Source organism: Pandoraea sp. E26 (assembly GCF_000681415.1).
Lineage (GTDB): Bacteria > Pseudomonadota > Gammaproteobacteria > Burkholderiales > Burkholderiaceae > Pandoraea > Pandoraea pnomenusa.
Genome location: NZ_AYXJ01000019.1, coordinates 164,660 through 179,171, shown reverse-complemented (window position 1 = coordinate 179,171; position 14,512 = coordinate 164,660). Strand labels below are relative to the sequence as shown.

At 66.0% G+C, this 14,512-nt stretch carries 14 protein-coding genes; 8 read left to right on the top strand and 6 right to left on the bottom strand.

Annotated elements, in window-relative coordinates; all coding sequences use genetic code 11:
- Window positions 1-171 precede the first annotated feature (171 nt).
- The 4 genes from W930_RS0114465 to W930_RS0114450 all read left to right on the top strand — a co-directional run bounded on the left by W930_RS0114465 (window position 172) and on the right by W930_RS0114450 (window position 3,188).
- Window positions 172-450 carry a hypothetical protein gene (locus W930_RS0114465; RefSeq protein ID WP_141572389.1) on the top strand — a complete coding sequence of 93 codons (279 nt, stop codon included), beginning with the start codon at window positions 172-174 and terminating at the stop codon, window positions 448-450.
- A 58-nt stretch (window positions 451-508) separates the two neighbouring features.
- Window positions 509-856: a hypothetical protein gene (locus W930_RS29180; protein ID WP_023594358.1), complete on the top strand. Its 348-nt coding sequence runs from the start codon at window positions 509-511 to the stop codon at window positions 854-856.
- A 134-nt stretch (window positions 857-990) separates the two neighbouring features.
- A complete protein-coding gene (locus tag W930_RS27470) occupies window positions 991-2,277 on the top strand; it encodes an O-antigen ligase (RefSeq protein ID WP_162162841.1) in 1,287 nt (428 codons plus the stop codon).
- Window positions 2,278-2,294: 17 nt separating this feature from the next.
- On the top strand, window positions 2,295-3,188 hold the full coding sequence (locus tag W930_RS0114450) for a glycosyltransferase family 2 protein (RefSeq protein WP_023594356.1): 894 nt from the start codon (window positions 2,295-2,297) through the stop codon (window positions 3,186-3,188).
- A gap of 89 nt (window positions 3,189-3,277) precedes the next feature.
- Here W930_RS0114450 and W930_RS30465 read toward each other — a convergent pair whose 3' ends face one another.
- Complete coding sequence (locus tag W930_RS30465; RefSeq protein ID WP_023872237.1) at window positions 3,278-3,448, bottom strand: hypothetical protein; 171 nt, start codon at window positions 3,446-3,448, stop codon at window positions 3,278-3,280.
- 157 nt (window positions 3,449-3,605) lie between these two features.
- On the bottom strand, window positions 3,606-4,658 hold the full coding sequence (locus W930_RS0114440; RefSeq protein ID WP_023594354.1) for a YeiH family protein: 1,053 nt from the start codon (window positions 4,656-4,658) through the stop codon (window positions 3,606-3,608).
- Window positions 4,659-4,963: 305 nt separating this feature from the next.
- Here W930_RS0114440 and W930_RS0114435 point away from each other — a divergent pair, with 305 nt between their 5' ends.
- On the top strand, window positions 4,964-5,620 hold the full coding sequence (locus W930_RS0114435) for a 2-hydroxychromene-2-carboxylate isomerase (protein ID WP_023594353.1): 657 nt from the start codon (window positions 4,964-4,966) through the stop codon (window positions 5,618-5,620).
- Window positions 5,621-5,648: 28 nt separating this feature from the next.
- Here W930_RS0114435 and W930_RS0114430 read toward each other — a convergent pair whose 3' ends face one another.
- From W930_RS0114430 to W930_RS0114415, 4 genes are all read right to left on the bottom strand, one after another.
- A complete protein-coding gene (locus W930_RS0114430) occupies window positions 5,649-6,911 on the bottom strand; it encodes an SGNH/GDSL hydrolase family protein (RefSeq protein ID WP_023872239.1) in 1,263 nt (420 codons plus the stop codon).
- Window positions 6,912-7,123: 212 nt separating this feature from the next.
- A complete protein-coding gene (locus W930_RS31070; RefSeq protein ID WP_023594351.1) occupies window positions 7,124-7,630 on the bottom strand; it encodes an OmpA family protein in 507 nt (168 codons plus the stop codon).
- Window positions 7,631-7,782: 152 nt separating this feature from the next.
- A complete protein-coding gene (locus tag W930_RS0114420) occupies window positions 7,783-9,021 on the bottom strand; it encodes a diguanylate cyclase domain-containing protein (RefSeq protein WP_023594350.1) in 1,239 nt (412 codons plus the stop codon).
- A 212-nt stretch (window positions 9,022-9,233) separates the two neighbouring features.
- Window positions 9,234-9,806 carry a YfiR family protein gene (locus W930_RS0114415; RefSeq protein WP_024788634.1) on the bottom strand — a complete coding sequence of 191 codons (573 nt, stop codon included), beginning with the start codon at window positions 9,804-9,806 and terminating at the stop codon, window positions 9,234-9,236.
- A 465-nt stretch (window positions 9,807-10,271) separates the two neighbouring features.
- Between W930_RS0114415 and W930_RS0114410 the strand changes: the two genes are divergently transcribed.
- The 3 genes from W930_RS0114410 (at window position 10,272) to W930_RS0114400 (ending at window position 14,205) form a co-directional block, all read left to right on the top strand.
- Entirely contained in the window at window positions 10,272-11,993 is a 1,722-nt protein-coding gene (locus W930_RS0114410) for a bifunctional diguanylate cyclase/phosphodiesterase (RefSeq protein WP_023594348.1), read from the top strand.
- A 142-nt stretch (window positions 11,994-12,135) separates the two neighbouring features.
- Window positions 12,136-13,242 carry an S-(hydroxymethyl)glutathione dehydrogenase/class III alcohol dehydrogenase gene (locus tag W930_RS0114405; RefSeq protein ID WP_023594347.1) on the top strand — a complete coding sequence of 369 codons (1,107 nt, stop codon included), beginning with the start codon at window positions 12,136-12,138 and terminating at the stop codon, window positions 13,240-13,242.
- A 198-nt stretch (window positions 13,243-13,440) separates the two neighbouring features.
- On the top strand, window positions 13,441-14,205 hold the full coding sequence (locus W930_RS0114400) for an SH3 domain-containing protein (protein ID WP_023872241.1): 765 nt from the start codon (window positions 13,441-13,443) through the stop codon (window positions 14,203-14,205).
- Window positions 14,206-14,512 lie beyond the last annotated feature (307 nt).

Here is a 14,512-nt window from a genome sequence, read left to right as displayed (position 1 = left end):
ACGCCCGCCACTCGGCACTCGCGCGCGACTGGCGCGCCACTCCCCCCGGCGTTGTTACGGTCCGGTGTTCCCGCCATGTTTCGGTTTCGTAACGTTTTCCGTCGCCCCGACGCGGACCATGTGCGGCCACCCCTTACAAATCAAGCAGTTAATCGTCGCGAGAGCACTGGCATGGGAATTGCTGCCCCTCTGGCAACGGCCCGTCGAGGCCGGAGGGCCGATTTTCTGGAGACTGTCATGGCAACCGCCCACTTTCGCCGACCGCATCCGACCGTGGAACTCGCGCGCTGCGTATTCCGACAGCACTACATTCGCATCATGCAGGGCGAGCGGCCCGGCAATTTTGCGGTGCTGGTCGACATTTGGCCCATGGATGGTCGGACATTCACGAGCATCGACCAGGCCAAGCAAGCCGCGATGGTGTTTATTCGAAATCTGGAAAACGACTGAGTCCACGTAAGTGATTCCGCGCCAGCCGCCCTGGCGCGGCCAACGAGACGAGACCGACATGAAGCATCTCTCCACACGCCACAGCGCCGCCGAGCGCCACGTTTTCGCGGCCGTCGCACAGCCCGCGGCCCGCCAGCCGGTCGTGCTCGATCCGGCCGGCGACCCCTATGCACGCGTTGCCGTCGAAGCCTATGCCGAAGCCTGCGCGCACGAGCAGCCCTGGCTGGCCGAAGCCTTGCAGCGCCAATATCAGTTGGCGGGCGGCACGCCGTCGAGCGCCGCCGCCTTGTGGCGCGCGTTTCACGAGGCGCAACAACTCGCGCGCGAGGGCGACGCCTACGACGAGGCCGCCTGGACGCATGTGGCCCTGCACCTGTGCGGCGTGCTCGGCGCGATGAACCTGTAAATTCGCCTGTTCGCGGGCGCCTGGCGGGCGGACGTTGCGCACGGAAGACGAAGCCGTGGCTGGCAGGGCATTTCTGGCATACTTCGTGCTGAGGAAACCTGAAGTCTGCCAGTCATCCAATGAGCAAGTCCGCTGTGCCGGAAAGCGATACGAGCCGGCCCCTTTTGGCCAATTTTTTCTGCGCGCTGCTCCTATTGTTTCCAGCAGCCGCACTGGTCGTTCCCCGCGGCGGGAACACGATCATGTTTCTTACGGTCGCGCTGGGCGCCGTGGTGCTGGTCAAGCACCGCCGGTCGGTCATCCCGCGTTCGTCGCCGGACGCGAGCATGCCCACACGCGTGTTCGTCGCCTCGCTTTGTCTTCCATTTTTCGCCTTTCTGACCGTCGAGCTCCTGCACGGCCATGTCGTCGCCAACACGCTCGACTCCCCGCTGCGCTTTCTGCTGGCCGTCGTCGTATTCCTCGGATTACGCATGGTTGTCCGATTCGTGCCGAAATGGGTGGATCTGACGTTCGCTCTCGGCGCGCTCTGCGCGGGGCTCATGGCCCTCTATTCCAAGGCGGACCTCCTCGCCCTCCGGGCGGGGAGTACATTCCTGAATCCGATTCACTTCGGCGACCTCGCCCTGCTGCTGGGCATACTGTCCGTAGTATCGATTCACTGGCTGTCGCATGACGGGCCTTGGGCAATCGCCTTCAAGCTGCTGGGCGGCGTTGCCGGTTGCTATGCGTCATGGGCCAGTCAGTCCCGGGGCGGCTGGATCGCATTGCCATGCCTGCTGCTGGTGTGGGTCTTCTGGCACAAGCATCGCGTGAGCATGGCTCGCCGGGTGACGATCGCGGGTGTCGCCGCGATATTGCTGGCAAGCACGTTTGCCTCGCCTATGGTGCGCAGTCGCTTCGAGGCCATCCACACCGACCTTACCAGCCTGACGGCCGGGCAACCGGACACCTCCACCGGCATCCGCCTGGAACTGTGGAAGGCTGCCGCGAAACTCATCGCCGAGCGTCCTTTGCTCGGGTTGGGCGCGCACGGGTATCGCAACGCGATGCCGGAAATGGCGGCATCGGGTGTGTTGACGCCGATGGCCGCCGATTATGGAAAGGGCGAAGTCCACAACCAGATTCTGGCCTACACGGTCGACTACGGCCTGATCCTCGGGTTGCTTTCGATTTTGGGGGTCTATGCGGGCCCGGCGTTTTTCTATCTGCGCATGTCACGCATTCGCGAGCGCCCTGAAGAACACCGCGCCGCGCTCATGGGGCTGATGACCGCAGTCGCGTTCGCGGTCTTCGGCCTGACCGTCGAGACCTTCAATCTGAAGGTCACGGTCGCCTTCTACGCAACGATGCTGGCGGTGTTTGCGGCCTTCGCATATCCTGACGGCGATTCCGACCATAAGACGCCGGCTGCCCGGTAATCCACGCCGTTCCTTCCATGCTAAGCATCCTGATCCCGACCTGGAACAACCTGCCGTTCCTCAAGCTGTGCATCGATAGCGTGCGCCGACATTCCGGCGAGGCGCACGAGATTCTCGTCCACGTGAACGACGGCAGCGACGGTACGTTGGCATGGGTGCAGGCACAGGGACTGCGATACACCCACAGCAGCGGCAACGTGGGCGTCTGTCTGGCGCTCAACCAGCTCGCGCCGCTGGCCTCGCATGACCAGTTGCTGTTCCTGAACGACGACATGTTCGTCACGCCCGGCTGGGACACGGCGCTCATCGAGGCGGCCCGTACCCTCGACACGCCGGTCTATTACCTGTCATCGGTGATGATCGAACCCAACGCAGGGGTAAGCAAACAGGTGGTATCGAAGGATTTCGGCACGACGCCGGAGACGTTCGACGAGTCGGCACTGCTCGCTTTCGCCGCGTCGCTGGGTCGCGACGACGTCAATGGCGTGCCCACCCAGCCCACTTTGGTGAGCCGTAGTCTGTGGCATCTCGTCGGCGGTTACAGCATCGAGTTCGGGCCCGGTATGAGCAGCGACGACGACTTCCTCATGAAACTGTGGCTCGTCGGCTGTCGTACGTTCCGCATTGTCGGCAAAAGCGTCGTTTATCACTTCGGGTGCCGCTCCACCGGTCGCGTGGTGAAGAATCGGGGCAGCCGCGAATTTCTGATGAAGTGGGGCATGACGCAGGCGGAGTTCAAGCGCGACTATCTCGATCTGGCGGGTACGCCCGCGGGCGCCGCGTTACCGAACGTGCCGCAGCCGAGCGGCAAGAGCCGCATCAAGCGCGCGCTTCACGGCAGCAAGCCGTATCCCCTCGAAGACCTGCAGCGCTGGGACGGCAACGTACCGCGCCACCTCAAGCTCGACTGAGCCGCGCGGCACATACTTCCCTCACGGCTGACGACCGTCAGCCGCACGTCCCCTCCCGATGACGTCGCCGGCGCGCGGAGCGCCCGCGCTCATTGCCGCGGGTGGCGAATCCTCGTCCAGGCGTGCTCGAGCCGCTGCACCGCGCTGTGATTCGGGTGACGCGTCCACCACACCCCCAGCTCCCACACCATCCCGGCCAGCACCGCGATCAACACCAGCGCGCCGATGGTGTACCAGATATCACCGAATGACGTTCCCATGACGCCTCCCGAATTGCCGCCTAAAGTTGCCGCCTGAAATTGCCGTCCCAAAAGGACTTCACGGACGACCGATGGCCGTCCGTGATTGCATTCTAGGTGACGAAACCCGGCTTGCCCGCCGGGTCTGCCCTTAGTGCTGGCACCGGATGGGTGCGTCTCAGAGCTGTCCCATCACCAGTTGCACGGCCAGGCTGCTCACCGACACGGCAGCCCACACGCCGAGTCCCAGGAGGATGGGACGCACCCCGGTGGAAGCCATGCGACGCAGGTTCGACGACAGACCGATGGCCGTGAGCGCAACGATGATCAGGAACTCCGCGGCGTCGTGAATCCACGGTTGCAGCGCGCTCGGTACCAGCCCAGCCGTACGGACACCCGAGGCGATCAGGAAGCCGAGGATGAACCACGGAAAGATGCGGGCGAGGCTGAAGTTGCCGGCGCCGGAGCGCTTGGCGCGATAGGCCACGATCGCGGCGAGCGTCAGGCAGATCGGGATGATCAGCGTGGCACGGGTGAGCTTGACGATCGTTGCGTAGTCGCCGGCCGCCTTGCTGTAACTGTACCCGGCCGCCACCACCGACGACGTATCGTTGATTGCCGTGCCCGCCCACATGCCGAAACCCAGGTCGGACAGATGCAACACGTGACCGAGCACCGGGAACAGCAACACGGCCGCGATATTGAACAGGAAGATGGTCGAGATGGCGAACGCGGTCTCGTGATCGTCCGGCTTGACGATCGGCGTGACGGCCGCGATCGCCGATCCACCGCAGATGGCCGTACCCACGCCGATGAGCAACTTGAGCTTGTCGCCCACGCCGAGCAAACGTCCCAGCCCCCAGGCCGACAACCCCGCGGCGGTGATCGTCACCGCCGTGACGGCGAGCGACTCGAGCCCCGTGTGCGCGACCTGCGAGAGGCTCAGGCCAAAGCCGAGCGCGATGATGGACCACTGAAGCACGTACTTCGACGCAAACTTGATGCCCGCCTCGTATCGGGCCCCCGGCGCAAACAGGTTGCGCACGAGAATGCCCAGCAGGATGCCGAACACCGGACCGCCGACGAGCGGCATCTGGCGACCGAGCAACAACGCCACGAAAGCGATGACCGTCGAGAGAATCAAACCGGCCCACGGGTTGTGCCGATCCGGCACCAGTGTATCGGGACGGCTGGCCGTGGCAGAGCGTTCGGTGTGGGTTTTTGTTGTCATTGCAGGCACTCCTGTGGAATGACTGCAAGTCTAAAAACTCCGCTTCAATAATAAAAATCGTTATATCGGATAAGAAACATCAAAAAATCCGATATTTACACGACCCTCACGTAAATATTTGAATTCACGCCATTTTTTGCTTTGCGACCGCGCAGGCCGCACGAGGGCCGTGCCTGCCCGCCCGCTACACTGTTGCAGATCATCGAGAAGCATCCCTGGAGGTGCCCCCTTCAGCGTCACGAGAGGCGGCAAGGCTGTCGCCTAAGCGGACGCGTTCAAACATCGCCTTATCGGAGACCGTCCTCATGTCGCAAGCTGCTCCCGCCCGCCGGGCACAGTGGTATTTCGATTTCGCCTCGCCCTTCGCATACTTGCAGCTCCAGCGCTTCGGCACGCTACCCGCCACGCTGACGATCGAATACAAACCGATCGTGCTTGGCGCGATACTCGCGCACGTGCAGACGCAGGGGCCGGCGGAGATTCCCGCCAAGCGCATCTTCACTTATCGCATGGCGCAATTCCGGGCCGAGCAGGACGGCATTGCGTTTCGCATGCCCCCGGTACATCCGTTCCATCCGATCCGTGTGCTGCGCCTGGCCGTGGCGCTCGGCGCGACGCACGAGGTCGTGCAAACGATTTTCCGGTTCATCTGGGCGGAAGGGCGCGACGTCACCGATGTGCAGGCGTGGCAAGTCCTCAGCGAACGCCTCGGGCTCTCTCCCGACGAGGCCATCGAGAAGGCAGACGCCCTGGCCGTGAAAACGGCCTTGCGCGAGAACACCGAAAGCGCCATCGCGGCGGGCGTGTTCGGCGTACCCACATTTGCCTGCGACGGCGCGCTGTATTGGGGAGACGATGCGACCGAAATGTTCCGCCACTGCCTCGAACATCCGGAGTGGCTGCGATCGCCCGAGGTTGCACGCCTGCAGGAGATCACGGTCGGCGTGCGGCGCGAGCGCTGACGCCCTCCCCCGCCCACCCCGACCGACGCTACTTCTGGGGGCCGAGCACCAGCGGCAGCGGCACGGCGTCCGCCATCGCGGCATATCCGGCATCGCTCGGATGCGTGCCGTCGCCGCTGTCCAGACGCGGCTGCATGCGCGTGGGCTGCGCCGGGTCGCGCAGCGCCGCGTCGAAATCGATCACGCCATCAAAGGCGCCGCTCGTGCGTACCCACTGATTGACGGCTTCCCGAACCGCTTCGCGCTCGGGCGGCAATTTTCCCGGCGGGATGGTGGTGCCGAGGATACGTACGTGCTTCGCGTGCGCGGCGGCGATCAGCGCCTGATAGCCGGCGATCATTTCCGGGGCGGTCACGATGACGTGCGGTACGTCGCAGTCGAGTCCGGCGTGCGGCGGCACGTAGCCGAAGTTGATGTCGTTGATACCGATCTGCACCACGACCGTGCGCACGCCCGGTTGCTCCAGCGCATCGCGGCGAAAGCGCGTCAGCAGCCGCTCGCCGTAACACGCCGAGTCGTGCAGCAGGCGATTGCCGCTGATGCCGAGATTGAGCACCGCGACATCGCGGCGCCCCGCTGCTTCCAGACGCCGCGCCAGGACGTCCGGCCAGCGCCGGTTGGCATCGAGCGTGCTGCGCATGCCGTCAGTGATCGAATCGCCGATGGCAACGATGGCATGCGCCGGTACGTCGGGCACCACGCTGAGTCCCGACAGCCACACGGTATTGGTAAAGCGCGTCGGAAACGCCGAGCCCTGCGCGGCATCGACGTAATTGCCGGTGCCGCTCAGGAACGCTGTCTGTTGCGCGATCTTGTGCCACGTTGTCGGTGCGCGCGCCTCCCGCGTGAACAGGCTGACCGCCAGCGGTGTGCCGGCGCGGACGGTGAACGCCAACGGGTCGCTTTCGACCGACGCCCCCGGCGCGATCGTGGCGTCCGGTCTGCCGCCGAAGGTCAGCGCGCGCAGGCTCGCGGCATCGACGTCCGCACCGCGCATGGCCACCGCGAGACTTGCCGCCCCGATCTCCAGCGGTTGCGCGCCGAACGTGTTCGAAAATCGCACGCGTACCTCGTTGCCCGACAGCGTCGGATGAACGATCTGGCGCACGGTTCGGCCACCGGCGGCCGGCGCCCGATTGAACGAAGGCGCCGCGGGATGTTGCGCGACTGCCTGGGGCGCCGTCGCCCAGGTGCCGACGCGCGCAGGCTGCGCGAGCGCAGACGACAACGCGCCGCCCGTCAGGAAAGCGAGCCACGCGAGGTTCAGGAAAACACGTAATGCACGATGCATTCGGGGTGAGCCGTCAGCTGAGGAAGCGCAGTGGATCGGAAACGTTGAGGCAACCGGGCACTAGCCGGTGAGGGGGCTAGCCGCTTGCGGGCATGCCCCGAAATTGCCGTCATTTTGCCTGATTGTGATCGCGCGCCGCGCGAGACGTTCCCCACGGGCGGCGTCGGCGTAACGCGAGCGTCTTGTCACGACCGCGCAGCAAGTCGTGACCGTCAGCGCGTCGAGATCACGATGGCCACGCGGCGGTTCTGTGCGCGGCCGGCCGGGGTGCTGTTGTCGGCCACCGGATTGCGCTTGCCGACGCCGATCGACTGGATGCCGTTGCGCTTCAGGCCCGCGTCGACGAGCACGTCAGCCACCGCGTCTGCCCGGCGCGCCGACAACTGCTCGTTATACGTATCGCTGCCGACCGAGTCGGTGTAGCCGTAGACGCGAACCGCGTCGAGCCCCACCTTCACGAGCGTGCCGCCGATGCGCAGCACCGTCTGGCGAGCGGCGTCGCGCAACACGAATTTGTCGGTATCGAAGAGCACTGTGTCGGACAGCCCGAATTCCCAGCCTTCGTCGGTCTGGACAAACCCCTCGGACTTGAGCGCGGCGATCTGCTCGGCCGTCAGTCCGTGAACGGGCGTCGTCTGGCAGCCGGCGAGCGCACCGAACGTCAGCAGGAAGACGAGGGAAAGCAGGCGGCGAATGGCGCGCGTGAGGCGAGCCGACACGACGTGGCGCGGCGTTGCCGAAGCCGGCGTTGGCGCAAGAGCGCGCAGACTGTTTGTATCAACAGCGAAGTCCAAAGCGAATCCCCATGGCAGTAGATGGTCCGGTCGTCATTTCTGGTTTTGTCGTTGCAGCTAAGGTGTTGCGCGCCGCCTTATTCCTTGGGGCTTTCCGCAACATGCCAGGTGCCCACACCGGCACGCTTGGCCTGGTACATCGCCGCATCCGCCGCGCGCAGCAACGCGGAGGCGTCGCTCGCGTGCGTCGGGTACAGCGCCACGCCGATACTCATCGACGTGACGACTTCGCCGCCACCGGGCAGCGCAATCGGTTTTTCCATCGCGGCCAGCAGACTCTGCGCCAGACGCACGGCATTGGATGTCTGACGCACGCCCGGCAGCATCACGGCGAACTCATCGCCGCCCAGGCGCGCCACCAGATCGCCTTCGCGCAACGGCTGGCGCAGCCTTTCGGCGATCGCCACAAGCACGGCATCGCCCGCGTCATGGCCCAACTGGTCGTTGATTTCCTTGAAGCGGTCGCTGTCGAGGTACAACAGCGCGACATGCGTGCCGAGCTCACTGGCGTCCACCAGCGCCTGCGACAGCCGCGATTCGAAGTACGCCCGGTTCGGCAGTCCCGTGAGCGGATCATGGTTCGCCTGATGGGCGAGTGTCGCGTTCTGCGCGCGCAGGTGGCTCTGCCAGCCTTCGAATTCGTCGAGCAACGCGTTGAAGTCGTCGCCCAGTTCCTTCAGTTCCGCGAGCGGCGTGGCCGCCACGCGCTGGTGGAAGGCACGCTCCCGGCGCACCGCGTGGGCCACTTCGGCCAGCGCCCGCAGCGGCTTGACGATGTCGTGGTGCATTCGCTTGGCCAGCAGGTTCGCCACGGCGAAGGTGACCAGCAGGCAGGCGAGCACGCCGCCAATGCCGCTGATCAGGAACAGGAAGAACTGATGGCCCTGTCCCTGCACCTCGATACGGCCCACGTCCTTGCCGTCATGACGAATCGGCGACGTCACCGGACCGGGCAGCGCGATGTCGGCCACGACACGCTCGACCCGGGCGAGAGTACCACCGTCCGCGCGACGCCACAGTGCAAACTGGTTGTCTTGGGCGTCGAGCACCCGTACCTGCACCACATCCTCGTCGTTCGCGATCAGCGCGATCGCCTCCTGCGCCGCCACACGGTCGCCGAACACCACGGCGGCTTCCGCCGTGTAGGCAAGCGACCTGCCGATGAGCTGAAGGTTGTTCTCGGCGTAACTGCGCAGGGCAAGCCATGCCACGAGCGAGAGCGAAACGGCTGCCAGCACGACCGCCGAGACTGCCAGGCGCAGGTGCGTGCGTCGCAGCAAGCCTTGCAACGACGGGCGTCGGCGACGCCGGCCCATCGTGCCCGTCGTGGCGGGCAGCCCCGCCGGGTGGCGTGGCGGCGCCGCGGGCTGGGAAGCGGACGGAAGCGAGTGCGTCGTGGGCGCCGAGGGTGCCGGAGCCCCGGTACCGGTCGAATACTGGTCCGGCGCCGTGGTCTGGGGTGAAAGTAATCCGGCCACGGCACTACCGGCGCCGGGCGGTGGCGGGTGGGTTGGGGGGAGTTGGGTCGTCATGGTGTCCCCGGCTTTCGTGCCAGCTTCAGCACGTTGGGGTGGACACGTACGCCGCTGCGCGCGACGGTGTCGAGGTTGATGTCGAAGGTCACCCGGTCGGCATCGACGTTCAGACAGAACATCGTCCCGGAGGTGCATGAGTCATTGCGTTCGCTGATCGTCAACACGGGATGGCCCGCGATGTTGACCAGCAACTGCCGGCGCTCGCTGTCGCCGATCGTGCCGAGATACAACGCGTCGCACAACGAACCAATCGCGGGCTCGGCGGCGGACAGACGGCGCGCCTCGACCGGCAGCCCGCTCGCGGGCAGCGGTCCGGCAAGCAGATCGCGCGCATATTCGGTGTTGCCGCTCACGCACAGGCGCACCTTGGCGGGCGGCGTCGGCCACCGGGTGAAACTGATGATGCCCAGCACCACCTGACGCACGTTGGCCTCGCGCACGTCCCCGGCCGCACTGCCCTTGTCGCCAGGGGCACCGACCTCCGGCGTCTGCGCATGGGCGATGCCATACCAGACGCAGCACGCGAGCCACAGGCAGAGCGCCAGCGCGTGCCGATGACGAGGCATCCGGCGCGCTCGCCAGAGGCCTGTTGCCATACCGCTCGTCGATGTCCGCACGCAATGCAACGCCGTCTTCCTTTTCCTGAAACGTCTTTGGTCCTGAGGTACCGTAAGTGTCCCGCGCGACGGATCTCACCGCATCCCGCCCGGGTCAGGGCGAATCATACCGAAGGGCTTCGACTCAGGCCACCGGCAATCGATGCATCGTGCGGCTCGGCACCGCGGTTCCTCGTTACTGACTTCCCTTGCAGCATGCGCGAGAAGGCGCGTTTTCGAAAGCGCTTTCGACCCCGCGTTTTCCCTTGCACGCACACGTTCGCAACGTGGCAGAATAACCATCATAACCGCTTGAAAATCAAAAGAAATCTGGCGAGTCGATCGCTCGATTTTCGAGATAATAATCGCGACGCCAGGGAGGTGTTGCATGACGTTCCTGAACGCCGGCCAGACCGGCATTCGGGAGGTGCGGGCATGAACGATCCCGTGCCTCGTCGGGTACCCGACGTACAAGCCGAGTTGAGCCGCGCGGCGCTCGACAGTGCGCCCTATGCCATGTTCGTCTGCACCGACGACGGCATGCTCGAGCGCATGAACGCCGCGTTCACGCGCCTGACGGGCTATGGAAGCCGCGAACTGGTGGGCAGGCGCAGCTTCCTCTCGCTACTCGACCCCACCGAACTGGCGCGCCGCCGCCTGCCTGCGCTCGCCAGCCTTTCGGCCAACGAAACAGTGCCGTACGACGACGAATGGCACTTGCTCACGCACGTGCGCAGCTGGCTGCCCATTCGTCTGGCCCTGTCCTGCGTCGAACATGCCCCCGGCGAGCGGCGCTGGGTGGGCATCGTGCTCGACCTGTCGCAACAGGTTCAGGTCGCGTCGCGCCTCTGGTACGTCACGCACCACGACCCGGTCACGCGCCTGCCCAACCAGACATTGCTCAACGAACGGCTCGAACTGGCGATTCACCGTTGTGCGCGACAGCAGGTGGGGCTTACGGTGCTGCTCCTCGAACTCGACCATCTGCGCAAGCTGCACAGCACCTTCGGCGCCCCGGCCGCCGAGCTGGCGTTGCGCATCGCCGCGGAGCGTCTGCGCGAAGCCACCGGCCCGGAGGACGCCCTCGCCTGCCTGGGCGGCAGCCAGTTCGTCATCGTCACGAATGAAACGGGTGACGGCGCGCGTCTGCTCGCCTCGCGCATCCAGTCCCGGCTCGCCCAGTGGGTCGACGTCGAGCAAAGTGCGGTGGCGCTCGACGCGAGTATCGGCGCCGTGAGCTATCCCGAACACGGCCACACCCCCGAGGCGCTGTTGCGGCGCGCCCACGTGGCACTGGGCATCGCCAGCGCCGCGGGCGGCGGACTGCGCTTCTTCAGCAGCGAGATGGACGCGCAGGCGAGGCGGCGCAACGCGCTGGAAGGCCTGCTGCGGGCGGCGGTTCACGAGCGCACGCATTCGCAACTGCATCTCGTCTACCAGCCACAGGTCAGCCTCTCGGACGGCGAGATCCGTCACGCCGAAACGTTGCTTCGCTGGCGCCACCCGACGCTGGGCGCCATCGGGCCGGCCGAGTTCGTACCGATTGCCGAGACATCCGGTCTGATCCTGACGTTGGGCGAGTGGGTGATGCAAACCGCCTGTCGCGAGGCCAGCCGGCTGCTGCGCCGATGTGGCCGGTTGCCGCGCATTTCCGTGAACGTGTCGGCGCAGCAGTTCGCCCGGCAGGATGTGGTAGGCATGGTCGAACGTGCGCTCAAGGCCCACGCACTGGAGCCGCGCCACCTGGAAATCGAGATCACGGAAACGGTGCTGCTCGGCGATTCGAGCGCCGCGCTGGGCGGACTGCGCTCGTTGCACGACATGGGCGTGGAGATCGCCGTCGACGACTTCGGCACGGGCTACGCGAGCCTCGCCTATCTGACCCGCTTCCCTGTCGACCGCCTGAAGATCGACCGCACGTTCGTGCGCGACATGCTCACGCACGCGCCGAGTCACGCCATCGTGAACGCGGTCATCGCCATGGCGCACTCGCTCGGCCTTCGCGTTACCGCCGAAGGCGTGGAGACCCAGGCGCAGGCGCAGCGTCTCACCGAGCTGGGCTGCGACGAGGCACAGGGCTTCTGGTTCGCCCGCCCGGTCGAGATGCAGGGGTTCTATCACATCGTCGCGCCGCTGGGCAGCGGAGCCCGGCGATAACCCGCCGCGCCCCGCGATTCCTGCGCCCGGCCCCGCTATTTCCGACGGCATGGCCTGTCAAGACTCGCGCGCGCCCTGAGAACGCGGTATGGTACGTCGCGAAGGGACTCCCCCGAACGTCGTTGCAACGAGGAATATCGCCATGAAAACCAAAGCCGCCATTGCCTGGGAAGCGGGCAAACCCCTGACCATCGAGGAAGTCGATCTGGAAGGGCCGCGCGCCGGCGAGGTGCTGATCGAGGTCAAGGCCACCGGCATCTGCCATACGGACTACTACACACTCTCGGGCGCCGATCCCGAGGGGATTTTCCCCGCCATTCTCGGCCATGAAGGCGCGGGCGTGATCGTCGACGTCGGTCCCGGCGTCACCACGCTCAAGAAGGACGATCACGTCATTCCCCTGTACACGCCCGAATGCCGCCAGTGCAAGTTCTGCCTGTCGCGCAAGACCAACCTCTGCCAGGCGATCCGCAGCACGCAGGGTCGCGGCCTGATGCCCGACGCCACGTCGCGCTTCTCGCTCGACGGCAAGCCCATCTTCCACTACATGGGCACCTCCACGTTCTCGAACTACATCGTCGTGCCCGAGATCGCCGTGGCGAAAGTGCGCTCGGACGCACCGTTCGACAAGGTCTGCTACATCGGCTGCGGCGTGACGACCGGCGTGGGCGCCGTCGTCTATTCGGCGAAGGTCGAGGCGGGCGCCAACGTCGTGGTGTTCGGGCTGGGCGGCATTGGCCTGAACGTGATCCAGGGCGCGAAGATGGTCGGCGCCGACAAGATCATCGGCGTCGACATCAATCCGGGCCGCGTGGAACTCGCGAAGAAGTTCGGCATGACGCACTTCCTCAACCCGAACGACGTCGAGAACGTGGTCGACACCATCGTGCAACTGACCGACGGCGGCGCAGACTATTCGTTCGAGTGCATCGGCAACGTGACGACCATGCGCCAGGCGCTCGAGTGCTGCCACAAGGGCTGGGGCCAGTCGTTCATCATCGGCGTGGCCGCCGCCGGGCAGGAGATCAGCACGCGCCCGTTCCAACTGGTTACGGGCCGCGAGTGGAAGGGCTCGGCCTTCGGCGGCGCCCGAGGGCGCACGGACGTGCCGAAGATCGTCGACTGGTACATGGAAGGCAAGATCAACATCGACGATCTCATTACCCACACGCTGCGACTGGACCAGATCAACGAAGGCTTCGATCTGATGAAGCGCGGCGAATCGATCCGCTCGGTCGTGCTGTACTGATCGCGACGGCGGTCGCATCGACCCGATGTCGCCATGGCGTAACGAAATAAAACAATTCCGTCCGGTTTCGTTACGCATTACCGCAAACCAAAGCGCGAGGCGACCGGTCGAACCGACATGCGGTGGATGCCGGCCGGTCGCGGCCGGCGCCCATGATTCGGCCATGGTCTGGCCGTGGTTCGAACAAGGGAGACGACAATGAAGCGATGGACCTTACCGCTCGCGCTCGCGGGCGTCGCCTCGCTCGCTGCGCTGGCAGTTCCCGGCACCGCGCTGGCGCAGTCTGGACAGGCGGTGATCAATTCGTCGGCCAACGTGCGCGCGGGCCCGGCCAGCGACTATCCGATCGTCGCGCAGGCCGCACCGGGCATGCCGGTCACCGTCTACGGCTGCCTGTCCGACTATTCGTGGTGCGACATCGGCCTGCCCGGCGCGCGCGGCTGGATTTATGCCGCGCTGCTCAGCTATCCGTATCAGGGCAATCCGGTGCCCATCCTCAACTACGGCCCGATGATCGGCCTGCCCATCATCACGTTCTCCATCGGCTCGTACTGGGGCAACTATTACCGCAATCGGCCGTGGTACCACGACCGGCGCTACTGGAACCGGCCACCGCCGGGACCGCGTCCGCCGCACTGGGGCGGACCCGGGCCACGCCCGCCGGGCCACTATCCCGGCCCGGCACCCCGGCCGCCAGGCGGACACTATCCGGGCCCGGGACCGCGGCCGCCGCATTGGAATGGTTCGGGCAATCGCCCCCCCGGGCACGGCGCGGGCCCGGGTTCGCGGCCTCCCGGACACGGCGCAGGCCCCGGCCCTCGCCCACCCGGTCATGGGGCGGGCCCCGGCCCGCGCCCGCCGGGAGGCGGTAACCACGGGCCCGGTTCCCGCCCGCCCGGTGGTGGCGGACATGGCGGTGGGCATGGCGGGGGACGCCCGCCGGGCGGTGGCGGCGACCGCTGATCGCTTTCGGGCATTCGCGCCGACCGGCCGCCGCGAGGGCGTCAGCGGACTTGGTGTCCCCGGGGCCCCCTCATGCCCCCGACGCCCTGGGTATGCTTATGACCCCGAATTCAGCAGCTCCTGAACGCGGTCCGCAAAAAACGCTTAAAATGTTAGCAATTCCGGCCAGGCGGTGGCGCCGATCAGGCGTCGATGGCCGGACCGCAGGACAGCGAGCCCATGCCCGCACCACGCCCGACGCGTGTGCGGGCTTCTCACATTGAAGACCAGGCGCCTGCTCCCGATTCCGGCTTCGGCATCGGACAGG